This is a genomic window from Achromobacter veterisilvae (genome assembly GCF_037619525.1).
In the GTDB taxonomy this organism is placed as follows: domain Bacteria; phylum Pseudomonadota; class Gammaproteobacteria; order Burkholderiales; family Burkholderiaceae_B; genus Achromobacter; species Achromobacter veterisilvae.
This window is the reverse complement of the sequence record NZ_CP148753.1, coordinates 4,958,727-4,981,196: the sequence shown is the minus strand read 5'-3', so window position 1 is coordinate 4,981,196 and position 22,470 is coordinate 4,958,727. Positions and strand designations below refer to the sequence as shown.

Below are 22,470 nucleotides of genomic sequence, written 5' to 3'. Positions count from 1 at the left end.
CCAAGAAATCCGTGGAGAAATAACATGTCTTACAGCACCAAAGTTCTGGATCACTACGAAAATCCCCGCAACGTCGGTTCGTTCGACAAGTCGGACGAGTCGGTGGGCACCGGCATGGTCGGCGCGCCCGCCTGTGGCGACGTCATGAAGCTGCAGATCAAGGTGAATGAAGCCGGCGTGATCGAAGACGCGCGCTTCAAGACCTACGGCTGCGGCTCGGCCATCGCCTCCAGTTCGCTCGTGACCGAATGGGTCAAGGGCAAGACGCTGGACGAAGCGATGAACATCCGCAACACGCAGATCGCCGAAGAACTGGCCCTGCCGCCCGTGAAGGTGCACTGTTCCATCCTGGCCGAAGACGCGATCAAGGCCGCGGTGCAGAACTACAAAGAAAAGCATTCGGTTCCGGCCGAAGCCGTGGCGGGCTGAACATGTCCGTTACCCTGACCCAACAGGCCGCCACCCATATCGGCCGCTACTTGCAGAAGCGCGGAAAGGGTATCGGCTTGCGGCTCGGCGTTAGGACGACGGGCTGCTCCGGCATGGCCTACAAGCTCGAGTACGTGGACGACGTGGCGTCGGATGACGTCGTGTTCGAAAGCTTCGGCGTGAAGGTCTTCGTGGACCCGAAAAGCCTGGCCTACCTGGATGGCACGGAGCTGGACTACGCCCGCGAAGGCCTGAACGAAGGTTTCAAGTTCCGCAACCCCAACGAGAAGGCGACCTGCGGCTGCGGCGAGTCGTTCACGGTGTAAGTCTTGGCTGGAGACGACCACTTCAGCCTGTTCGGCTTGCCGGCACGCTTCGACCTGGACGGCCAGGCACTGGAAACCGCATGGCGCGCGGTCGCCGCGCAGGTGCATCCCGACCGCTACGCCACGGCCAGCCCCGCGGAACGCCGCGTGGCCATGCAATGGGCCGCGCGCGCGAACGAGGCCTACCGCCAACTGCGGGACCCTCTGCTGCGGGCGCGCTACCTGTGCGAACAGGCGGGCGTGGACCTGCAGACCGAAAGCAACACGTCCATGGACGGCGCCTTCCTGATGCAGCAGATGACCTGGCGCGAGATGCTGGACGATGCGCGCGGCGACGCGGGCGCCTTGGCGGCCTTGCAGGGGGAACTGGAGCAGGCGCGCGCAACCATGCGCGCCACGCTGACCCGCCTGCTGGACGACGAGCGCGACTACGCCGCGGCCGGGCTCAAGGTGCGGGAATGGATGTTCGTGGAGAAGCTGGCGGAAGAGCTGGCGCACGCCCAGCCCGCCGGATAGCCGAAGACGTGCCGGGCGCCCGCGAATCGGGCGCCGCCGCCCACTGACCAGAAAAACAGAATCATGGCCTTATTGCAGATATCCGAGCCCGGTGAATCGCCCGCGCCGCACCAGCGCAAGCTGGCGGTCGGGATCGACCTCGGCACTACCAATTCCCTAGTCGCGGCTGTGCGCAGCAGCGTCGCCGAAGTGCTGCCGGATGCGCAGGGCCACGCCTTGCTGCCGTCCGCGGTGCGTTATTTCCCCGGCGGCAAGGTCACCACGGGCCGCGAGCCGCTGGCCCAGCAAGCCCAGGATCCGCTGAATACCGTCGTGTCGGTGAAGCGCTTCATGGGCCGCTCCCTGGAAGAGGCGCGGGCCATGCGCGCGCCCTACGAATTCGTGGACGCGCCCGGCATGGTGCGCCTTCGCACGGTCCAGGGCGACCTGAGCCCGGTCGAGGTGTCGGCGCAGATCCTGGCGGTGCTGCGCCAACGCGCCGAGGACGTGCTGGGCGACGACCTGGTGGGCGCCGTCATCACGGTGCCGGCCTACTTCGACGATGCCCAGCGCCAGGCGACGCGCGACGCGGCCCGCCTGGCGGGACTGAACGTCCTGCGGCTGCTGAACGAACCCACGGCGGCGGCGATCGCCTACGGCCTGGACCATGCCGCCGAAGGCGTGTACGCGGTCTACGACCTGGGCGGCGGCACGTTCGACATTTCCATCCTGCGCCTGACCCAGGGCGTGTTCGAAGTGATTTCCACGGGCGGCGACACCGCGCTGGGGGGCGACGACTTCGACGCCCTGATCGTTGACCGCGTGGTGTCCCAACTGGCCGCCGGAGAACTGACTCCGTCGGACCGCCGCGGCCTGCTGATGGCGGCGCGGGCGGCGCGCGAAGCGCTGTCGGACGCCGGCGAGGCCCGCTTGCAGCTCGCCCTGGCGGACGGCCGCAAGGTGGACGCGGTGCTGACGCGCGCGGATTTCGAAGCGCTGGCCCAGCCCCTGATCGGCCGCACGCTGGACTGCGCGCGCCGCGCGCTGCGCGATGCGTCGCTGGCGCCGGCCGACGTGCGCGGCGTGGTGATGGTGGGCGGCGCCACCCGCATGCCGGTGGTGCGCGAGGCCGTGGGGCAGTTGTTCGGCACACAGCCCCTGACCGATCTTGATCCCGACCAGGTGGTGGCGCTGGGCGCGGCCCTGCAAGCCAACCTGCTGGCGGGCAATCGCGCGCCGGGCGAGGACTGGCTGCTGCTGGACGTGATCCCGCTGTCGCTGGGGCTGGAAACCATGGGCGGCCTGGTCGAGCGCATCATTCCGCGCAACAGCACCATCCCGGTGGCGCGCGCGCAGGAATTCACCACGTTCAAGGACGGCCAGACCGCCATGAGCATCCACGTGGTCCAGGGCGAACGCGACCTGGTCGCCGATTCGCGTTCGCTGGCGCGTTTCGAGCTGCGCGGCATTCCGCCCATGGTGGCGGGCGCGGCGCGCATCCGCGTGACCTTCCAGGTGGACGCGGACGGGCTGCTGAGCGTGACGGCCCGCGAGCAGAGCAAGGGCGTCGAAGCCATGGTGTCCGTCAAGCCGTCCTACGGCCTGTCGGACGACGAGATCGCGCAGATGCTGGCCGACAGCGTGGCGCAGGCGGACACGGACGCGAAGGCCCGCATGCTGCGCGAGCAGCAAGTGGACGCGCGCCAGTTGGTGGAGTCCGTGCAGGCGGCGCTGGCCGTGGACGGCGACCTGCTGGACGCGGAGGAACGCAAGCGCGTGGACGAATGCCTGCAGGCCGCCATCGCGGCCCAGGACGCCCCGGATGCGGACACCGTGAAGGACGCGGTGCAGGCCCTGTCGGCCGCGACCGACGACTTCGCCGCGCGGCGGATGGACCGCAGCATCCGCGCGGCGCTGGCCGGCCGCAAACTTGATGAGATCGCCTGATAAGACGTTATGCCGAAACTGACTGTATTGCCTCATCCCGATTACTGCCCGGAAGGCGCCGTGATCGAGGACGCGCCCAAGGGCGTGTCGATCTGCCGGGTGCTGCTGGATAACCACATCGATATCGAGCACGCCTGCGAACTGTCCTGCGCATGTACCACCTGTCACGTGGTGGTCAAGCAGGGTTATGCTTCGCTGGAAGACGCCACCGACGACGAAGAAGACCTGCTGGACAAGGCCTGGGGCCTGGCCCCGACTTCGCGCCTGTCCTGCCAGGCGTTGGTGGCCGACGCCGACTTGACGGTCGAGATTCCCAAGTACACCATCAATCACGCGAAAGAGGGCCATTGATGAAGTGGACCGATACCTACGAGATCGCCGCGGCCCTGGTGGACGCGTATCCCGACGTGGATCCCAAGACGCTGCGCTTCGTGCAACTGCGCGAATGGGTCCTGGCCCTGCCGGGCTTCAGCGACGACCCGGCCCACTGCGGCGAGAAGATCCTGGAGGCCATCCAGATGGCCTGGATCGACGAGGCCGACTGAAGACGAAGCTCCCCCCGGGGAGCTTTTCTTTTGACGGTGCATGGGCCAGGACGCAGGTAACAGGCCCGCGAGGGCCAGGAGACACGGTGTCAGACACCCGTACGAGATCCTCGTCCAGTCCGAAGCCGGCATTTCCGAGTGTCTGACACCCCGCCGCGCTCGTTGCGGGCGCTGCGTTTGGGTACTTCCTTTCCCGGTATCATGAAGGACCCCGCCGTTCTCCTTCCCGAGTCCACAGATGCCCGCTGCTCAATTGCGTTTTGGCCTGGCCGCCAACCGGCTTCACCACGAAACTCCCGACGCCGCCTTGTTCACCTGGCTGCGCGCGTGCTCGCCGACCATACGCGAGCTGGGCGTGCAGTTGCACACGGTGGGCCGCACGCACGATGCGATCGTGCGCGAAGGCATGCTGCAGGGCTACAGCGGGCTGGTCCGCTATCCCTACGGCCGCGAGGGCGGCCTGATGAAACTGGTGGCCCGGGTCACCGAGGGCCGCGACGGACAGGCGCCGTTCGACGGCGCGATCTACCTGATCGATCCGGTCGATCCTTCTTCGATTTTCCCCGAGGCGCTGGCACTCAAGCGCCAGTGCATCACGCACGGCCGGCCGTTCATCTCGACGCTGGCGGGCGCCATCGAATGGATGGAAGTGGAGCGCGTGCACGCGGGCCTGGCGCCCGATGCGTCGGCCTCGCGCCTGTTCAACTTCACCGGCCAGACGCTGGCGCTGATCGCGCACGATGCCTTGAAGGACGAGATGGTCGCGTTCGCCAGCGAGCATTTCGACGTCTTGTCGCGCTTTGCGCGGCGCGTGGCGACGGGCACGACGGGCGGCCGGCTCAACGACCTGGCCTGGTCGCGCGGGTGGCCCAGGGACACGCCCTGGGTGCACCGCTATTTGAGCGGGCCGCTGGGCGGCGACGCGCAGATCGCGGAACTGGTACTGGAGCACCAGTGCCAGCGCGTGATCTTTTTCGAGGATCCGCACGTGGCGCGCCAGCACGAAGCGGACATCCAGTTGCTGGAGCGCGCGGTGCGCGTGGTGACGGAGTCGGCCACCTGCGCCACCTCGCCCACGGTGGCCCGGCGCTGGGCGCAGGCGGTGGAGAAGCGCGTCATCTGACCCGGGCCGGGGCGGGCGCCGCCGCTGCCGTCCGGCAATCGGCGATGATCCGCCCGATCCGGTCCGCCACGGCCGACGCCGCCATCGACAGCGGCAGGACGTCCGAACGGCAGAGATACACCGGCCGCGTCATGCGGGGCCTGCCGATCCGGTGCAGCACGACCTTGCCGTGCTCGGCCTCCTGGCGCACCGCCTCGTACGACAGGATGGTGTGGGCGACGCCGGCCTGGGCCAATTCGATCAACTGCGGAATGGCGTTGGCCTCGGCGATGACGCGGAACTCCACGCGCTCGCGCTGCTGATAGCGGTCCAGCAGCCGCCGCAGGCTGTGCGGGTTGCCCGGCAGCACCAGCGGCAATTGCGCCAGCGCGCCCAGGCTCATGGCGGGCAGGGCGCGCAGATCCGCGGGCCGGGGCTTCCTGCCGCGCGCGCCCGCGGGCGGCGAAACCACCACCAGCTCTTCGTCGATCAGGTGTTGGAAGCTCAGGTCGGCCGAGGCGTCGTCGCTGAACGTCAGGCCCAGGTCCGCATGCCCGGAACTGACGAAACCCGGAATGTACCCGGTGCTGGATTCGATGATCTTGAGATAGACGCCCGGCCAGTGCGCCAGGCTGAAGCGCAGCAGCGGCACGGTCAGCAGCTTGGCCATGGACATCGACATCGCCACCGAGACGGCGCCGCGCGGGGCGTTCGCATCTTCGCGCACGTCGGCGCGCGCCGCGTCGATGCGGCCCAGGATCTCGCGCGCGTGCGCCAGCATGCGCGAACCGGCGGCGGTGGGGGTTACGCCCCGGGCGCTGCGATGCAGCAGCACCACGCCCAGGTCCTCTTCCAGGTTGCGGATCAGCAGGCTCAGCGCGGGCTGCGCCACGTGCAGCGTTTCGGCGGCGCGGCTGATCGATCCGGTGGAGACCACCGCGACGAAGCACTGCATTGCGCGTAGGGACATCGACATGGACGGACTCCGGCTGGCAGGGGTATCACAATTTTATTATGGCCTGCATATTCAAACGGTATTTCTAATATAGCAAGCGGTTTCGCATAATTCAGCGCAAGCCTGGAAAATGACTATGGAGACATCATGGCGCTGAAGAAAATCATGGCCGCCTGCCTCGCGGCGGCCAGCCTGTCCGCCCCGGCGTTCGCCGACAACTGGCCGTCCAAACCCATTACGCTGCTGGTGCCGTTCTCGGCCGGCGGCCCGACCGACTTCATCGCGCGGCTGGTGGCCGAGCCGCTGGCGCGCGAACTGGGGCAGCAGGTCATTGTGCAGAACAAGCCGGGGGCCAGCGGCAACGTGGGATACCAGAGCGTGCTGAACGGCCCGGCCGACGGCTATACGCTGATGCACAACACGGTGGGCATGCAGGCCATCAACCCGCTGATGTATCCCGGCGCGAAAATGCATCCGCTGCAGGACTACGTGCCGGTCGGCATCACGGGCGCCATGCCCAATCTGCTGGTGGTCAATCCCGAGCGCACGCCGGCCGCCACGCTGGGCGAGCTTGTCCAGCGCGGCCAGGCCACCGCGAACGGGCTGAGCTACGCGACGTTCGGACCCGGCAGCTCGCCCCATGTCTACGGCGCCTTGCTGCAGAAACTGGCCAGTTTCCAGGCGGTGGGCGTCGCCTACAAAGGCAGCGCCAATGCCGTGACCGACGTGATCGGGGGCCAGGTCGATTTTCTGTTCGACAGCATGTCCACCAGCATCGGCCAGGTCCAGGCGGGCAGGCTGAAGGCCCTGGCGATCACCTCGGCCGAACGTTCGCCGCTGCTGCCCGGCGTCCCCACGCTGAAGGAGGCCGGCTATCCGGGCCTGGACCTCAAGTTCTGGTTCTCTCTGCAGGTGCCGGCCGGCACGCCGCCCGAGGCGGTGCAGAAGCTGCGCGAGGCCATCGCGCGGGTCGTGGCGAGCGAGTCCTACCGCAAGGCGATGCAGGAGCGTGGCGCCGAGGCGCTGCAAGTGGCGCCGGCCGAGCTGGACGCCTTCTTCAAGCGGGAGACCGCGCAGTGGACCGAGGCCGCGAACGCCATCGGCCTGAAGGCCGAGTGACCGCATGGCCGACACCAAGCGCATGACGCCGCTCAAGAACATCACGGTCCTGGACCTGAGCAAGGTGCTGGCCGGCCCGCTTTGCGGGCAATACCTGGGCGAACTGGGCGCCCGCGTGATCAAGGTCGAGCCGGTGGGCACGGGCGACGATACGCGCGCCTGGCTGCCGCAGGACGCGGGCCAGTCCGCCACGTTCCTGGCGGTCAACCACAACAAGCGCAGCCTGGCCGTGGATTTGAAGACGGCGCAGGGGCGGGAGGTCGTGCACCGGCTGGCCGCGCAGGCGGACGTGGTGCTGCAGGGTTTCGGCGGGCGCACCGCCGCCCGCCTGGGCGTGGACTACGAGACGCTGAGCGGCATCAACCCGAAGCTCGTCTACTGCGAGATCTCGGGCTACGGGCGGGAAGGGCCGATGGGCGAGGAGCCCGGCTACGACGTCATGCTGCAGGCCTTCAGCGGCATGATCAGCACCATGGGAGAGCCGGGCGGCAGCTTCGCGCGCGCCAGCTTCTCGCCGGTCGACCTGGGCACGGGCTCGTTCGCGCTGAGCGGGATCCTCGCCGCGCTGCTGGAACGCGGCCAGACCGGCCGTGGCCAGTACCTGGACGTCTCTTTGCTGGACACGTCATTGGGCCTGATGTCGTACATGGCGCAGAACTACTGGCGCACGGGGCAGATTCCGCGCCGCATGGGCACCGGGCATCCGGCGATGTGCCCGTACCAGGCTTTTCGGGCCGCGGACGGCGACATCATGCTCGGCGTGGGCAACGACGCGCAATGGCAGCGTTTCTGCGCGGTGGCGGGCCTGCGGGACTACGTGGACGCGCCCGACTTCGCGAGGAACGCCGACCGGGTACGCAACTTCGACGCGACGGTGGCCCTGGTCCAGTCGCGCATGGAGACGCGCACCGTCGCGCAGTGGCTGGAGTCGCTGAAACCGGCGGGCATCGCCTGCTCGGCCATCCATACGCTGGACCAGGCGCTGGCGCATCCGCAGGTCGCCGCGCGCGACCTGATCGTGAAGAGCGAGCATCCGGTGCTGGGAGAGGTGCGGAACGTGGGTCTGCCGGTACGGTTCGGACGCCAGCCCCGCCAGGCCGCGCTGCCGGCGCCCCTGCTGGGCGAGCACAGCCGCGAGATCCTGGCCGGACTCGGCTACGCCGAAGCGGAGATCGACGCGATGCTGGCCGCCGGCAGCGTGCAGGCCCATACCCTTCCTGGAGAAGACGCATGAAGTTCCTGCGCTACGCCGTCCGCGAACAGGTCGCGGAAATCCATCTGTGCCACGCGCCCGTCAACGCGCTCGACGTGGAAATGCTGGACGAACTGATCGCCGCGCTGGCGCGGGCCGACGCCGATCCCGGCGTGCGCGCGGTCCTGCTGGCCAGCGACCTGCCGGGACGGTTCTGCGCCGGCCTGGATATGAAGAAGCTGCTGGACAGCGCGCCGGCCCGGATCCATCGCCTGCTCTCGACGCTGTACATCAAGCTCTACGACGCGCAGTTCAACCTGGGCAAGCCGTCGATCGCGGTGGTGTCGGGCGCCGTGCGCGGCGGCGGCATGACGGTGGCCGTTTCCTGCGACATGATCGTCGCGGCGGACACCGCCACCTTCGGCTATCCGGAAATCGACGTGGGGGTGCTGCCCGCCATTCACTACGTGCACTTGCCGGGCATCGTGGGCAAGCACAGGGCGTTCGATCTGCTGTTCACCGGCAGGACCTTCGATGCGGCCGAAGCGCGCGGCCTGGGCCTGGTGGCGCGCGTCGCGCCGGAAGCGGAGTTGCTGGAGCAGGCGCGCGCGCTGGCGCGGTCCCTGGCGGCCAAGCCGCCGCAGGTCCTGGCGATGGGGCGGCGCGCCTTCGTGTTCAGCAACGACAACGAATACCGGCGCCGGGTCGCCACGGCGGTGGAGGTGTTCTGCAACGCGGCCGCCACGCCCGAGGCGCGCGAGGGCTTGCGCGCCTTCGTGGAAAAGCGGGCGCCGGACTGGCCCGCCGCGGCGGGCTAGCCTTATTTTCCGGTGAATCGCGGCGGCCGCTTTTCGCGGAAGGCCCTGACGCCTTCGGCGAAATCGGCGCGCGCGGCGGAGTCCAGGAAGCGCGCGGTTTCCTCGGCCAACTGGGTTTCCAGCGTGGCGCTCGCAGCCGAACGCAGCAGCGCCTTGGCGCCCGCGATGCCGTGCGGGGCGTTGAGGGCGATGTCGCGCGCGTAGGCGCGCGCCGCGTCGGCGAGTTCGGCGGCGGGCGCCGTGCGCGTGACGATGCCCCAGGCCAGCGCGTCGCCGGCGGTGAAGGCGTCGGGGCGCAGCAGCAGGTCCAGCGCGCGCCGGGCGCCCAGCACGCGCGTCAACCCGTGCGTCATGCCGGCGTCCGGCGTGGCGCCGAGCTTGAGATAGGCCGTCATGAACCGGCATTCCGTCGCGGCGATGGCCAGATCGCAGGCGAGCGCCAGCGATAGCCCCGCGCCCGCGGCGATGCCGTGCACCTGCGCCAGCCATACCTTGTCCATGCGCGCGATGCGGGCGACGAAATCGTTGAGCGGCGCGAACAGGTCGAGCAGCGCGCCGCGCACCTGGCCGGCATCGCCTTCGAACATGGAAATGTCGCCGCCGGCGCAGAAAGCCTTGCCTTCGGCGCGCAGCAGCACGGCGCGGATCTCGTCGCGGGCCTCGATCCATTGGGCAGCCCGTTGCAGGTCCTGCGCCATCGCCACGTCGATGGCGTTGAGCGCGTCGGGGCGGTTCAGCGTCACGGTCGCGATCGCGCCGTCGGTGTCCAGAAGCAGCGTCGGGAAGCTTGGAATTCCAGGGGGCATGGCGCGTCTCCGTTATCGGGTAAATACCAACTGTCGATCCAAAAACCGCGATGCTATGGTCTGAACCGAGCGCTTGCTTGGTTTTCTTTTGAGCACGTGTAGCGTAACGCATAGAACGATTTTCCGGTGCTGATCTGGCATAGGTAAAGACAGGTTCGTTGCATTTCCTGCCTCGCGGTTCGCCCTGATCCACCGCTGATAAAAATGCCGCCCCAAGCGGCAAAAGAACTTCGCGTCGAAAAGCGAGGAGACAAATGGTGGATCGGTCCGAGCAGCCTCCCTTGCTGGAGGTGGATGGGGTTACCTTGGCGTTCGGCGGAGTCAAGGCGTTGACGGGCGTGGGTTTTCGAGTGGCGCCCGGTTCCATCACCACGGTCATCGGCCCCAACGGCGCCGGCAAGACCTCGCTGTTCAACACCATTTCCGGTTTCTACAAGCCCGCGTCGGGACAGATCCGCTTCCTGGGTCGCGACATCACGCGCGTGGCGGCGCCCGAACGCGCCAGGCTTGGCCTGGCCCGCAGTTTCCAGAACATCGCGCTGTTCCGCGGCATGACCGTGCTGGACAACATCAAGCTCGGGCGCCATGCCCATTTGCGCTGCAACGTGCTGGACGCGCTGCTGTACCTGGGGCGGGCGCGCCGCGAAGAGATGGCGCTGCGCGCCGACATCGAAGAACGCATCATCGACTTCCTGGAGATCGACCACATCCGCCATGCGCCGGTGGCGGCGCTGTCCTACGGACTGCAGAAGCGCGTGGAGCTGGCGCGCGCGCTGGCCATGAATCCCAAGGTGCTGATGCTGGACGAACCCGTGGCCGGCATGAACCGCGAGGAAACCGACGACATGGCGCGCTTCATCCTGGACGCCCGTTCCGAGTGGGGCGTGACGGTGCTGATGGTGGAGCACGACATGGGCATGGTGATGGACCTGTCGGACCACGTAGTGGTGCTGAACTTCGGCCAGGTGATCGCCGACGGCACGCCGTCCGAGGTGCAGGCCGATCCCGAGGTCATCAAGGCCTACCTGGGCGCGGGCGACGTGGGCGACCTGCGCCGCCGGCTGAGGGAGGCGGCCTGATGGACTGGCTGTTCTTCCTGGAGGTAACCCTGGCCGGGCTGGGCAGCGGCGGGCTGTATGCGCTGGCGGCACTGGCGTTCGTCATCGTCTACAAGGCCACGCGGGTGGTGAACATCGCCATCGGCGAGTTCCTGATGCTGGGCGCCTACCTGTTCTACGCTTTCGCCGCGGGTATGGAATGGCCGATCTGGCTGGCCATCGCGGGCGCCGTCGTGGCCTCGGGCGTGTTCGGCGCGGTGGTCGAGCGGCTGACCATCCGGCCCATGCTGGGCGAATCGCCGATCTCCGTCTTCATGATCACGGTGGGGCTGGCGTCCATCCTGGTGGGCGCGGTGGAACTGATCTGGACGGCCGATCAGCGGCGCCTGCCGGAATTCATGCCGCGTGCGCCCGTGATGGTGGGCGAGGCCTTCGTCGCGCCCAAGGTTTTCTACGGGTTCTGGGTGGCGGTGGCGCTGGCCGTGCTGGTGCTGGCGGTGTTTCGCTACTGGCGCGGCGGGGTGGCGTTGCGCGCCACGGCGTCGGACCAGGGCGCCGCGTACGCGATGGGGATCAACGTGCCGCGCGTGTTTTCGCTGGCGTGGGTCGCGGCGGGCGCGATCGCCGCGGTGTCGGGCGTGATCGTGGGCGCCATCGGCGGCATCTCTTCGTCGATGGGCGTGTTCGGCCTGTCCGTGCTGGTGGTGGTGATCGTGGGCGGGCTGGACAGCGTGGCCGGCGCCCTGGTGGGCGGTGTATTCATCGGCCTGCTGGAGGCCTGGGCGGGCGCCTACCTGGGAGGCGAGTACAAATTGCTGGCCACTTTCATCGTGCTGGTCGTGGTGCTGATGGCCAGGCCCTACGGCCTGTTCGGCACCCGCGAAATCGAGAGGCTCTGACCGATGCGCATCGCGACTGCGAAGCAGACCTATCTTGCCGACGAAGCGCTGTTCGATACCCGCGTGCAGCGGGCGTGGCTGGCGCTGCTGGCCGCGTCGCTGGCGCTGTTCCCGTTCATGGCGGACGCCTATTGGCTGTACCTGGCCTGCCTGGTGGCCATCAACATCGCCAGCGCCACGGGGCTGAACATCCTGACCGGCTATACCGGCCTGGTCAGCCTGGGGCAGGCCGCCTTCATGGGCCTGGGCGCCTACACGGTGGCGGTGATGGAGCTGCGCCTGGGCACGCCCGTGCTGGTCAACCTGCTGGGCGGCGGAGCGGTGGCGATGGCAGGGGGGATCCTGGTCGGCATTCCGTCCCTGCGGGTGAAGGGACTGTACCTGGCCATTTCCACGATCGCCGCCTCGTTCATCGCGCATTTCATTTTCGCGAACTGGGAATTCACGGGCGGCACCGCGGGGCTGCAGGTGCCGCCGGCGCGGGTGCTGGGCGTGGACCTGGACACGTCGTTCAAGATCTATTGGCTGATCGTGCCCGTGACCGCGCTGATGGTGCTGGGCGCGGCGAACCTGTTCCGCACGCGCATCGGCCGCGCCTTCATCGCCATCCGCGACCGCGACATTTCGGCCGAGGTGCTGGGCATCCGGCTGCTGCGCTACAAGCTCCTGTCCTTCGGTCTGTCGTCGTTCTACGCGGGCGTGGCGGGCGGCCTGTGGGCGTATTTCTTCCGCGTCGTCACGCCCGAGAGCTTTCCGCTGATCATGTCGATCTTCTTCCTGGCGGCGATCATCGTGGGCGGCATGGGTTCCATCCTGGGCTCCATTCTGGGCGCGCTCTTCATGACGATGGTGCCGGAACTGCTGAAGCTCATCGTCGGGTGGCTGCCGGTGGGCGGCGACGCGCTGCGCCTGATCTCGCCGGTGCGCACCATTGTTTTCGGCCTGCTGATCGTGGGCTTTCTGATCTTCGAGCCGCACGGGCTCGCGGAAATCTGGCGGCGAGTGCGCCGTTTCTTCCACCTCTGGCCCTTCCGCACCTGAGCCCTGCGCGAGCGGCGCGGCGGCGGCCATCCATAAGACCCTCAGGAGACAAACCATGAAGCGCATCCGGATCGGCAGCGGTTTATCGAGGTTGTTGGCCCCGCTGGGCCTGGCGGCGGCCCTGGCGGCGCCCGCCGCCCACGCGGCGGAGGACCTGGTGCTGGGCGGGTCCATCCCGCTGAGCGGGGTCTTCGCCTTCGCCGGGCAGGGCATTCACGCCGGCATCACCGATTACGTGAAGATCGTCAACGAGCAGGGCGGGGTGAAGGGACGCAAGCTGCGCTACGTGCCCGAAGACACCGCCTACAAGGTGGATGCGTCGGTGGCCGCGTTCAAGAAGATCACCAGCCAGAACAAAGTGAATTTCTACTACGGCGATTCGACCGGCTTTTCCAAGACGATCAACGCCGAGCTGAACCGCAGCGGCGACATCCTCATGACCGGCGCGTCGTTCGCCACGGAACTGAACGACCCGGCCAAGTATCCCGCGCAATTCATGCTGGGGCCCGACTACACGGAAATGTTCGGCATCCTGCTGCGCTACATCGCCAAGGAGCAGCCCGGCGCCAAGGTGGCGTTCGTGTATTCCGACACGGAGTTCGGGCGCGACCCGATCGCGAGTTCGCGCGCGGTGGCGGAAAAGCTCGGGCTGAAGGTCGCGACCGAGATCATGACCCCGCCGGGCAGCGTGGACGTGTCGACCGAAGTGATCAAGCTGCGCCGCGCCGATCCCGACTACACCATCTTCCACGGCTACGTGCTGGCGCCGATTCCCGAGTTCGTGGGGCAGGGCAAGCGCATGGGCCTGAAGACGCGCTACATGGGCACGTTCTGGACGATGGACAACTCGACGGTGATGCAGATGGGCGAGGACGCCGAGGGCTTCATGGGCGTGATGCCTTACCGCTACTACTACGACACCGAGGGCGACGCGCCCATGCTGAAGAAGATCCGCGAGATGCGCCCGCAGTACCAGAGCACGGGCTATATGCAGGGCTTCCTGGCCGCCATGCTGTTCACCGAAGTGGCCAAGCGCACGCTGGACGCGGGCAAGGAACTGACCGGCGCCAACATGAAGGCGGCGCTCGACGGCATCAAGGACTTCGACACGGGCGGCCTGATCGGCGTGCCGGTCACGATCAAGGGCAACTCGATTCCCGTGGGCCGGATCTACCGCGCCGACGTGAAGCAGAAGCAGATGGTGCCGGCGTCCGACTGGATCGTGCTGAAGTGAGGCGGCTGTGAACCCCGGACACGACGCGCAGGCGGTGCTCGATATCAACAACATCGAAGTCGTCTACAACAAGGCGGTGCAGGTGCTGCGCGGCCTGTCCCTGTCGGTGCCGGCGGGCAGCATCGTGGCCCTGCTGGGCAGCAACGGCGCCGGCAAGTCCACCACGCTGAAGGCCGTGTCCGGCCTGCTGGACCTGGAGGACGGCGCGCTGGTGCGCGGGCGCATCGTCTTCGACGGCGGCGACACGGCCGGCGCCAAACCGCAGAACCTGGTGCGCGCCGGCCTGGCGCACGTGATGGAAGGCCGCCGCGTGTTCGAGGACCTGACCGTGGAGGAGAACCTGGTGGCGGCGACCTACGCGCTGACGGGCAGGCCGGGCGCGCGCGCGGACTTCGATCTGGTCTATACCTACTTCCCGCGCCTGTTCGAGCGGCGCAAGGGGCTGGCCGGCTACCTGTCGGGCGGCGAGCAGCAGATGCTGGCCATCGGCCGCGCGCTGATCGCGCAGCCCAGGCTGATGCTGCTGGACGAGCCCTCGCTGGGCCTGTCGCCGATGCTGGTGGAGAGCATTTTTTCCATCATCGCCCGCATCAATCGGGAACAGGGGGTGTCGATGCTGCTGGTGGAGCAGAACGCGTCGGTGGCGCTGGCGGTGGCGCACTACGGCTACATCATGGAGACGGGCAAGGTGGTGATAGACGGCAGTGCGGACAGACTGGCGGCGGATCCGGACGTGCGCGAGTTCTACCTGGGCGTGGGCGGCACGGGCGAGGCCCGCGGCTTTCGCGATATCAAGCACTACAAGCGCCGCAAGCGCTGGCTCTCATGATGGACAAGGAACGCAATCCCTTCGCGGCCGATACCGGCGCATGGCCGGAACTGACCTTGCCGCAGATGCTGCGCGAACAGGCCCGCCGGCGGCCCGGCGCCATCGCCATCCGGCAGAAGGACTTCGGCATCTGGAAGCCTATCTCATGGTCCGAGTACTGGCGGCGGGCCTGCCGCGTGGGGCTGGGGCTGCGCGCATTGGGCCTGGGCGCCGGCGGACGGGTGGCCATCGTGGCCGAGAACCGCGTGGAATGGCTGCTGGCCCAGATGGGGGCGGGCGCGGTCGGCGCCGTGGCGGTGGGCGTGTACGCCACGAGCCCGGCCGAGGAAATGGGTTATGTGCTGGAGCACGCCGACGTGGAACTGGTGGTGTGCGAAGACCAGGAACAGACCGACAAGGTGCTGCAGGTGGCCGACCGGCTGCCGCTCTTGCGGCGGATCGTGATGATGGAGAGCAAGGGCCTGCGCTCCTATGGGCCGGCCGAGCGCGAGCGCATCGTGACGTTCGCCGAGGTCGAGGCCGACGGCGCGGGGCGCGAGGCGGTCGAACTGCCCGCGCTGGACACGATGCTGGACCGCCAGCGGCTGGACGACACGGGGCTCATGATCTATACATCCGGCTCCACCGGCAAGCCCAAGGGCGCGATGCTGAGCTACCGCAACATGCGCGGCGTGGCGCCGGGCATCGCGGACCGGCTGGCGATGGACCGCGGCAGCGTGCACCTGTCATACCTGCCGCTGTGCCACGTGGCGGAGCAGATGCTGTCCACCTTCGTGCCCATTTACCTGGGGACGCAGGTGAATTTCGGCGAGTCGATCCGGACGGTGCAGGAAGACCTGCGCGAGGTGGCGCCGACGATCTTCCTGGGCGTGCCGCGCATCTGGGAGAAGCTGCACGCCGCCATCTCGATCAAGATGCAGGAAGCGGGGCGCGCGCAGCAATGGCTGTACCGCCGCGCGCTGGAATCGTGCGCGCCCTTCCTGGAGAAGTCGCCGGCGCAGTACACGGCCGGCGAGCGGCTGACGCGCTGGCTGTGGTACTGGCTGGTGCTGCGCGCGCTGCAGAACTTCATCGGGCTGCGGCGGGTGCGCGTGGCGATGACGGGGGCCGCGCCCATTCCCCCGGACGTAGTGCGCCACTTCCGCAAGCTGGGCGTGCCGCTGGTGGAGGTGTACGGCCTGACTGAGTCGGCGGGCATGATCTTCGGCCAGCATCCGGACCGCGTGAAAGTGGGCACGGTGGGCGAACCCATCCTGGGCGTGGAGTGGCGGATGGGCGAGGCGGGCGAACTGCTGGTGCGCGGCGACATGGTGTTCCAGGGCTATTACAAGAACCCGGACGCGACGGCCGACACGGTGCGCGACGGCTGGCTGCATACCGGCGACGTGGTGGCCGAGGAGGGCGGCCGCGTGCGCATCGTGGACCGGCTGAAGGACATCATGATCACGGCGGGCGGCAAGAACCTGACGCCTTCCGAGATCGAGAACGCGGTCAAGGGCAGCCCCTACGTGAAGGAGTGCATCGTGATCGCCGATGGGCGGAAGTACGTGTCGGCGCTGATCCAGCTTGAGTTCGACACGGTGGGCAAATGGGCGGAGTCGCGCCGCATCGCCTTCACGCATTTCCGTTCGCTCGCGGAGTCCGCGCCGGTGCGCGACCTGATCCAGCAGGAAGTCGCGCGCGCCAATGCCGGCCTGGCGCCGGTGGCGCAGATCAAGCGCTTCCATCTGCTGACCAAGGAACTGGACCACGACGACGGCGAAGTGACCGCGACCATGAAGGTCAGGCGCGCCAGCATCTACCGCAGCTATGCGGGCGAGATCGAGGCGCTCTACATCGAGGAGACGACCGCATGAACGAAGCCGTGATCGTGGAGGCCGTGCGCACGCCATTCGGCCGGCGCGGCGGATGGTGGGCGGACACGCGGCCCGACGCGCTCCTGGCCCGGACCGTGCGGGGCCTGCTGGCGCGCGCCGGCCTGCCGGACGGCAAGGTCGAGGACCTGATCGCGGGCTGCGTCAGCCAGGCGGGCGAGCAGGGCGCCAACATCGGCCGGTTGGCCGCGATGCTGGCCGGCCTGCCCGAGAGCGTGCCCGGCGTGGCCTTGAACCGCATGTGCGGGTCCAGCCAGCAGGCCGTGCATTTCGGGGCGCAGGCCATCGCCGCGGGCGATATGCGCTACGTGGTGGCGGGCGGGGTGGAGAGCATGAGCCGCGTGCCGATGTTCCTGGACGTGACTCTGGGGCGGGAGGAATTCCGCGGCTTCGATTCGCTGAATCCCGAGCTGCTGGAATGCTATCCGCTGATACACCAGATCGAAAGCGCGGAGCGGATCGCGGAACGCTGGCAACTGTCGCGGCAGGACATGGACGAGTGGGCGCGCGAGAGCCATGCGCGCGCCTGGGCCGCGGCGCGGGCGGGCCGCCATGCCGAACTGCTGCCGGTGCCGCACGCGCAGGCCGATCGCGACGAGGGCATCCGCGAGAACACGGACCCCGGCCGCATGGCGGCCATGGCGCCGGCCTTAAGGCCGCCCGGTGAAGGAAGCGTGACGGCGGCCAACGCCAGCCAGCTTGCGGACGGCGCGGCGGCTGTGCTGCTGGCGGACCGCGATACGGCGCTGGCCGACGGCCTGCGGCCGCGCGCGCGCTTCCTCGCGCGGGTGGCGGTGGGATCGGACCCGGTGCTGCAACTGACCGGCGTGATCCCCGCGGCCCGCCTGGCCCTGGCGCGCGCCGGCCTGGACCTGCGGGATATCGACTGGGTCGAGATCAACGAGGCGTTCGCCAGCGTCGTGCTGGCCTGGCAGCGCGAGATGGGCGCGGACCTCGCGCGGGTGAACCCCTGGGGCGGCGCGATCGCCCATGGGCATCCGCTGGGCGCGACCGGCGCGGGATTGATCGCCAAGATGCTCGCGGGCCTGGAGGCCACCGAAGGCGAACTGGGCATGCAGCTAATGTGCATCGGGCACGGCATGGCTTGCGCGACCATCATCCAGAGGCAGTGACCGGCGATGGAGAAGAGCGCAACCGCGATGCCGGCCGCCGCCGCGGGACGGGACGAACGATCGGAGTCCGAACGCCGGCGGGAGGTGATCCTGACGGCGGGGCAGTTGTTCTGCCGCCATGGCTACGAACGCACCACCGTGCGCGAGCTGGCGCGGGCCGTGGGGTTGCAGTCCGGCAGCCTGTTCCATCATTTCCGCAGCAAGGAGGAAATCCTGGTGGCCGTGATGAACAACGGCATCCAGGAAGTGATCGACGGGGGCGAGCAGGCGCTGGCGCATTACCAGGCGCCGGCGGACCGCCTGGCCGCGCTGTTCCGGGTGCATATGTGGAGCATGCTGCACGGCGCGGGCGGCGACGCCATGAACGCGCTGGTGTACGAATGGCGCAGCCTGTCCGCGCCCAGCCAGGCCGTCGTCAAATCGCTGAGCGGCCGCTACGAGGAAATGTGGCAGGAGGCGGTCGCGGCGGCGGTGGACGCGGGCCTGCTCGCGGGCGATGCGCGGGTCATCAAGCGCTGCGTGCTGGGCGCGATGAACCTGACGGTGCAGTGGTACAAGCCGGGCGGCCGCCTGCAGCCGGCCGAGTTCATCGACGCCATGCTGCAGGCCTCGCTGCCGGCGCTGCCGGCGGGGGCCGGCAGATGGCCGGTCTGAAAGCCGGGCTCAGCCGCGGCGCTTGAGGAAGGCGCCCACGGCGCAGGCGACGGCCAAGGCCAGCAGGGAGCCGGCCACGGGCAGCAGGAAATCGGCTTCGCCGCGATAGCCGCCGCCGGTGACGCCGCCCGCCACGCTGCCCATCCACAACACGACGCTCAAGAGGGAGGCGACGGTGGAGATCGCGGCGGCCACGCACAGGGCGACGAAGGCCGGCCGGCGCGGCCGCGCCGGCGCGTACGGGGCGGCCGCCTGGACGCTGCGGGGCTGTTTGATCCAGTAGACCAGCCCCGCCACGACCAGTAGCAGCATCAGGATCTTGAAGATCATGATGCCGTCGGCCCGTCAGTCTTCACGGCGCAGGTGCGGGAAGAGGATGACGTCGCGGATGCTGGGGCTGTCGGTCAGCAGCATGACGAGGCGGTCGATGCCGATGCCGCAGCCACCCGTCGGGGGCATGCCGTATTCCAGCGCGCGGATGTAGTCCGCGTCGTAGAACATGGCTTCCTCGTCGCCGGCGTCCTTGGCCTCGACTTGCGCGCGGAAGCGCTCGGCCTGGTCCTCGGGGTCGTTCAGCTCGGAGAAGCCGTTGGCGATCTCGCGGCCGGTCATGAAGAGTTCGAAGCGCTCGGTGATCCCTTCGCGGGTATCCGAGGCGCGCGCCAGCGGCGACACTTCCACCGGGTAGTCGATGATGTAGGTGGGGTTCCAGAGCTTGGCTTCGGCGGTTTCCTCGAACAGCGCCAGTTGCAGCGCGCCCAGGCCGGCGCGCGACAGCACCGGGCCGTCGGCGTCGGCGCCCAGCTTCTTGAGTTCCGCCCGCACGAAGGCCGGGTCGTCCAGTTGCGCCTGGGTGTAGACCGGCGCGTACTTCAGGATGGCTTCGCAGATGGTCAGGCGGTCGAACGGCTTGCTCAGGTCCAGCTCGCGGTCCTGGTAGGTGAGCACGGCGCTGCCGGTGGCCGAGATGGCGGCCTGGCGGATCAGTTCTTCGGTGAAGTCCATGAGCCAGCGGTATTCCGCGTAGGCCGCATAGAACTCCATCATCGTGAATTCGGGATTGTGCCGCGGGCTGACGCCTTCGTTGCGGAAGTTGCGGTTGACCTCGAAGACGCGCTCGAAGCCGCCCACGATCAGGCGCTTCAGGTAGAGCTCGGGCGCGATGCGCAGGAACATTTCCATGTCCAGCGCGTTGTGGTGCGTGACGAAGGGCTTGGCCGCCGCGCCGCCCGGGATCGGGTGCAGCATCGGGGTTTCCACTTCGAGGAAGCCGGCGTTCAGCATGAACTGGCGGATGCTGCCGATGGCCTTGCTGCGCGCCTCGAACGTGCGGCGCGTGGCGTCCGTCATGATGAGGTCGACGTAGCGCTGGCGGTAGCGCAGTTCCTGGTCGGCCACGCCGTGGAACTTGTCGGGCAGCGGGCGCAGCGACTTCGACAGCAGGCGCGCGCTGGCGGCGTGCACCGACAGTTCGCCCTTGTTCGTCTTGAAGACCGACCCTTCGACCGCGATGATGTCGCCGATGTCCCATTGCTTGAACGCGGCGTAGCTGTCTTCGCCCAGGGTGCCGCGGTCCAGGTAGATCTGGATGCGGCCGGTGCTGTCCTGCAGCGTGGCGAAGCTGGCCTTGCCCATGACGCGCTTGAGCATCATGCGGCCCGCGACCTTGACGGCGATGGGGTTGGCGGCCAGGACTTCCTGCTCCTCGCCGTCGTATTTGTCGTGCAGGGCGGCGGCACGGGCGTCGGGGACGAAGTCGTTGGGGTACGCGACCCCGGTTTCGCGCAGTTTGGACAGCTTGGCGCGCCGTTCGGCGATCAAGCGGTTTTCATCCTGGGCGGGTGCCGGAGCGGTCGAGTGGTCGGTCATGGTAGGGAAATCAGTCGTAATTGCGGATGTCGTCGATTTCGGTCGTGCCGAAATCTTCGCGATCCAGGTAGGCGAGGATGCGGGCGGCCACGTTGGCGGGCGAGGACAGCTTGCCGGTCGCGTGGAAGTCCTGGAACTTGGACAGCGCCGGGAAGTTCTCCGGATCGCTGGAACGGATGGCGACCTGCATGTCGGTATCGACGATGCCGGGGGCCAGCGCGACGATGCGCGCGCCGTCGGCACCCTGTTCCTGCTTGACCACGCGCGAGTACATGTCGAGCGCGGCCTTGGTGGCGCAGTACACGCCCCAGCCCGCGTTGGGATTGCGGCCCGCGCCGGAGGAGATGTTGAGCACGCGGCGGTCGGCCTTCAGGTCCTGGACGGCGGCCAGGAAGCGGGCGGTGAGCAGCATCACGGCGGAGACGTTCAGGTTGAAGGCGGAAGCGATGGCCGCGCCGTCGGTGAGCGCGCCGGTGCCGAGGATGGGGTGCACCGTGCCCGCGTTGTTGATCAGCAGGTAGCGTTTCGCGTCTCGCGGAAGCGACGCGGCGATGCGCTCTGCCGCCGCCTGCGCCGCGTTCAGGTCCGAGAGGTCCACGGACATCTGTTCCAGGTGCGCGTCCTGGGCGCGCGCGTAGGCGGCCAGTTCGGGATCTTCACGGCGCGCCAGCGTGATCAGGCGCGTGCCCGGCTTGGCCAGGCCGCGGGCCATGGCGGCGCCGATGCCGCGCGATGCGCCGGTGAGAATTGCGATGGTGTCGGACATTCGTGAACCTCGGGGTGCGGTGAATGGGAGTGTCGCGAAACTCAGATGCCTTGCTTCAGGCTGGCCTGGATGAAGGGGTCCAGGTCGCCGTCCAGCACTTTCTGCGTGTTGGAGATTTCGACGTTCGTGCGCAGGTCCTTGATGCGGCTCTGGTCCAGCACGTAGGAACGGATCTGGTGGCCCCAGCCCACGTCGGTCTTGGAATCTTCCAGCTTCTGCTGTTCGGCCATGCGGTTGCGCATTTCCAGCTCGTAGAGCTTGGACTTCAGCATCTGCATGGCTTCGGCGCGGTTGCGGTGCTGCGAACGGTCGTTCTGGCACTGCACCACGATGCCGGTGGGCATGTGGGTCAGGCGGACCGCGGAGTCGGTCTTGTTGATGTGCTGGCCGCCCGCGCCGCTGGCGCGGTAGGTGTCCACGCGCAGGTCGGCGGGGTTCACTTCGACTTCGAAGGAGTCGTCGACTTCCGGGTAGACGAACACGCTGGCGAACGAGGTATGGCGGCCGCCCGACGAATCGAACGGGCTCTTGCGCACCAGGCGGTGCACGCCGGTTTCGGTGCGCAGGTAGCCGAAGGCGTATTCGCCTTCCAGCTTGATGGTGGCGGACTTGATGCCCGCGACTTCGCCCTCGGATTCTTCCAGCACTTCGGCCTTGAAACCCTTGCGTTCGGCGTACTTGAGGTACTGGCGCAGCAGCATGGAGGCCCAGTCCTGCGCTTCCGTGCCGCCGGCGCCGGCCTGGATGTCCAGGAAGCAGTTCAGCGGATCGGCCGGATTGGAGAACATGCGGCGGAATTCCAGCCCTTCCAGCTTTTCCTGGAAGGCGGTGGCGTCCTGCTCGATGGATTCGAGCGTGGCGTCGTCGTCATCCGAGGCGGCCAGTTCGAACAGTTCGTTCGAATCCGCCAGCCCCGAGCCCAGCGCCGTCAGCGTTTCCACGACGTCTTCCAGGGCCTTCTTTTCACGGCCCAGGTCCTGGGCGTGCTTGGGGTCGTTCCAGACCGCCGGGTCTTCGAGTTCGGCGTTTACGACTTGCAGGCGTTCAGCTTTGGCATCGTAGTCAAAGATACCTCCGTAGAGCCTGTTCGCGCTCCGCGTAGTCGGCGAGGCGGGCTGCGAGCTGGTTCTGACGTTCGGCTTCCATGATTGATCCTGTCTTGATGACTTTTGTGCGAAACCTGGCATTTTACCGCGCTTGGTCCCGGCGCGTGGGCCGATCTTGCAAGGGTGGGGGACGGATGAAGGATAAGGGTTTCCTTGGATACGGTGAAGTTGTTCAGTCTTTTGTCAACTATGCGGTTCTAGGCTGCGCATATCGGCCGCAGTGTTCCCATCCGGGACCTCGGACCGCCACCCGCGCCGGCTTGCCGCCGGCCT

At 68.0% G+C, this 22,470-nt stretch carries 24 protein-coding genes; 18 read left to right on the top strand and 6 right to left on the bottom strand.

The features are described from left to right. The first annotated feature begins 24 nt into the window (after positions 1-24). From iscU to WHX56_RS23010, 7 genes are all read left to right on the top strand, one after another. Positions 25-429 carry a Fe-S cluster assembly scaffold IscU gene (iscU, locus tag WHX56_RS23040; RefSeq protein ID WP_129239499.1) on the top strand — a complete coding sequence of 135 codons (405 nt, stop codon included), beginning with the start codon at positions 25-27 and terminating at the stop codon, positions 427-429. Between the two features lie 2 nt (positions 430-431). Continuing rightward, complete coding sequence (gene iscA / locus WHX56_RS23035; RefSeq protein ID WP_129239500.1) at positions 432-755, top strand: iron-sulfur cluster assembly protein IscA; 324 nt, start codon at positions 432-434, stop codon at positions 753-755. A gap of 3 nt (positions 756-758) precedes the next feature. Continuing rightward, positions 759-1,271 carry a Fe-S protein assembly co-chaperone HscB gene (gene hscB, locus WHX56_RS23030; protein WP_129239501.1) on the top strand — a complete coding sequence of 171 codons (513 nt, stop codon included), beginning with the start codon at positions 759-761 and terminating at the stop codon, positions 1,269-1,271. A 63-nt stretch (positions 1,272-1,334) separates the two neighbouring features. Continuing rightward, positions 1,335-3,197, top strand: a complete 1,863-nt coding sequence (gene hscA, locus WHX56_RS23025; protein ID WP_287754731.1) for a Fe-S protein assembly chaperone HscA — start codon at positions 1,335-1,337, stop codon at positions 3,195-3,197. A gap of 9 nt (positions 3,198-3,206) precedes the next feature. Then, a complete protein-coding gene (fdx, locus tag WHX56_RS23020; protein WP_129239503.1) occupies positions 3,207-3,548 on the top strand; it encodes an ISC system 2Fe-2S type ferredoxin in 342 nt (113 codons plus the stop codon). Further along, a complete protein-coding gene (iscX, locus tag WHX56_RS23015) occupies positions 3,548-3,742 on the top strand; it encodes a Fe-S cluster assembly protein IscX (RefSeq protein ID WP_129239504.1) in 195 nt (64 codons plus the stop codon). Before fdx ends, iscX begins: the two co-directional genes overlap by 1 nt. Positions 3,743-3,980: 238 nt before the next feature. Continuing rightward, the gene (locus tag WHX56_RS23010; protein ID WP_129239505.1) at positions 3,981-4,865 is read left to right on the top strand and encodes a methylglyoxal synthase; all 885 of its coding nucleotides are present in this window, start codon (positions 3,981-3,983) and stop codon (positions 4,863-4,865) included. Here the strand turns inward: WHX56_RS23010 and WHX56_RS23005 are convergent. Beyond that, positions 4,858-5,820, bottom strand: a complete 963-nt coding sequence (locus WHX56_RS23005) for a LysR family transcriptional regulator (protein WP_338879115.1) — start codon at positions 5,818-5,820, stop codon at positions 4,858-4,860. The two genes, WHX56_RS23010 and WHX56_RS23005, sit on opposite strands and share 8 nt — an antisense overlap. Before the next feature lie 126 nt (positions 5,821-5,946). Between WHX56_RS23005 and WHX56_RS23000 the strand changes: the two genes are divergently transcribed. From WHX56_RS23000 to WHX56_RS22990, 3 genes are read left to right on the top strand one after another with little or no spacing between them, the layout of a single operon-like run. Then, positions 5,947-6,918: a Bug family tripartite tricarboxylate transporter substrate binding protein gene (locus tag WHX56_RS23000; protein ID WP_129239507.1), complete on the top strand. Its 972-nt coding sequence runs from the start codon at positions 5,947-5,949 to the stop codon at positions 6,916-6,918. 4 nt (positions 6,919-6,922) lie between these two features. Beyond that, positions 6,923-8,152, top strand: a complete 1,230-nt coding sequence (locus tag WHX56_RS22995; protein ID WP_338879114.1) for a CaiB/BaiF CoA-transferase family protein — start codon at positions 6,923-6,925, stop codon at positions 8,150-8,152. Next, positions 8,149-8,928 carry an enoyl-CoA hydratase/isomerase family protein gene (locus WHX56_RS22990; RefSeq protein WP_129239508.1) on the top strand — a complete coding sequence of 260 codons (780 nt, stop codon included), beginning with the start codon at positions 8,149-8,151 and terminating at the stop codon, positions 8,926-8,928. Before WHX56_RS22995 ends, WHX56_RS22990 begins: the two co-directional genes overlap by 4 nt. Positions 8,929-8,930: 2 nt before the next feature. On the opposite strand, the gene WHX56_RS22985 is transcribed toward WHX56_RS22990, so the two are convergent. Next, the gene (locus WHX56_RS22985) at positions 8,931-9,734 is read right to left on the bottom strand and encodes an enoyl-CoA hydratase/isomerase family protein (RefSeq protein WP_338879113.1); all 804 of its coding nucleotides are present in this window, start codon (positions 9,732-9,734) and stop codon (positions 8,931-8,933) included. Positions 9,735-9,988: 254 nt separating this feature from the next. Between WHX56_RS22985 and WHX56_RS22980 the strand changes: the two genes are divergently transcribed. Genes WHX56_RS22980 through WHX56_RS22945 form a run of 8 tightly spaced genes read left to right on the top strand, consistent with a single transcriptional unit; the run spans position 9,989 to position 18,456 of the window. After that, positions 9,989-10,813: an ABC transporter ATP-binding protein gene (locus WHX56_RS22980; protein ID WP_338879112.1), complete on the top strand. Its 825-nt coding sequence runs from the start codon at positions 9,989-9,991 to the stop codon at positions 10,811-10,813. Then, positions 10,813-11,691 carry a branched-chain amino acid ABC transporter permease gene (locus tag WHX56_RS22975; protein WP_338879111.1) on the top strand — a complete coding sequence of 293 codons (879 nt, stop codon included), beginning with the start codon at positions 10,813-10,815 and terminating at the stop codon, positions 11,689-11,691. The genes WHX56_RS22980 and WHX56_RS22975 overlap by 1 nt, the downstream gene beginning before the upstream one ends. 3 nt (positions 11,692-11,694) lie before the next feature. Next, positions 11,695-12,732 carry a branched-chain amino acid ABC transporter permease gene (locus tag WHX56_RS22970; protein ID WP_129239511.1) on the top strand — a complete coding sequence of 346 codons (1,038 nt, stop codon included), beginning with the start codon at positions 11,695-11,697 and terminating at the stop codon, positions 12,730-12,732. A gap of 55 nt (positions 12,733-12,787) precedes the next feature. Next, positions 12,788-13,966 (top strand): ABC transporter substrate-binding protein, encoded by a 1,179-nt coding sequence (locus tag WHX56_RS22965; RefSeq protein ID WP_287754724.1) that lies wholly within the window; start codon positions 12,788-12,790, stop codon positions 13,964-13,966. Positions 13,967-14,000: 34 nt separating this feature from the next. After that, positions 14,001-14,795, top strand: a complete 795-nt coding sequence (locus WHX56_RS22960) for an ABC transporter ATP-binding protein (RefSeq protein ID WP_338881823.1) — start codon at positions 14,001-14,003, stop codon at positions 14,793-14,795. After that, positions 14,792-16,651 carry an AMP-dependent synthetase/ligase gene (locus WHX56_RS22955; RefSeq protein ID WP_422393615.1) on the top strand — a complete coding sequence of 620 codons (1,860 nt, stop codon included), beginning with the start codon at positions 14,792-14,794 and terminating at the stop codon, positions 16,649-16,651. The genes WHX56_RS22960 and WHX56_RS22955 overlap by 4 nt, the downstream gene beginning before the upstream one ends. Then, a complete protein-coding gene (locus WHX56_RS22950; protein ID WP_338879110.1) occupies positions 16,648-17,802 on the top strand; it encodes a thiolase family protein in 1,155 nt (384 codons plus the stop codon). Before WHX56_RS22955 ends, WHX56_RS22950 begins: the two co-directional genes overlap by 4 nt. Positions 17,803-17,829: 27 nt before the next feature. After that, positions 17,830-18,456 carry a TetR/AcrR family transcriptional regulator gene (locus tag WHX56_RS22945; RefSeq protein WP_338881821.1) on the top strand — a complete coding sequence of 209 codons (627 nt, stop codon included), beginning with the start codon at positions 17,830-17,832 and terminating at the stop codon, positions 18,454-18,456. Between the two features lie 9 nt (positions 18,457-18,465). Here WHX56_RS22945 and WHX56_RS22940 read toward each other — a convergent pair whose 3' ends face one another. From WHX56_RS22940 to prfB, 4 genes are all read right to left on the bottom strand, one after another. Next, on the bottom strand, positions 18,466-18,786 hold the full coding sequence (locus tag WHX56_RS22940; RefSeq protein ID WP_129239516.1) for a preprotein translocase subunit TatB: 321 nt from the start codon (positions 18,784-18,786) through the stop codon (positions 18,466-18,468). Positions 18,787-18,801: 15 nt separating this feature from the next. Then, complete coding sequence (gene lysS, locus WHX56_RS22935; protein WP_338879109.1) at positions 18,802-20,325, bottom strand: lysine--tRNA ligase; 1,524 nt, start codon at positions 20,323-20,325, stop codon at positions 18,802-18,804. A 10-nt stretch (positions 20,326-20,335) separates the two neighbouring features. After that, positions 20,336-21,091: an SDR family oxidoreductase gene (locus tag WHX56_RS22930; RefSeq protein WP_287753846.1), complete on the bottom strand. Its 756-nt coding sequence runs from the start codon at positions 21,089-21,091 to the stop codon at positions 20,336-20,338. Positions 21,092-21,132: 41 nt separating this feature from the next. Beyond that, positions 21,133-22,237, bottom strand: a protein-coding gene (gene prfB / locus WHX56_RS22925) for a peptide chain release factor 2 (RefSeq protein ID WP_129239519.1) whose coding sequence is annotated in 2 segments (ribosomal slippage) — positions 21,133-22,155 and positions 22,157-22,237 — 1,104 coding nt in all. Because the reading frame shifts where the segments join, the coding sequence is not laid out codon by codon here. Between the last annotated feature and the right edge of the window lie 233 nt (positions 22,238-22,470).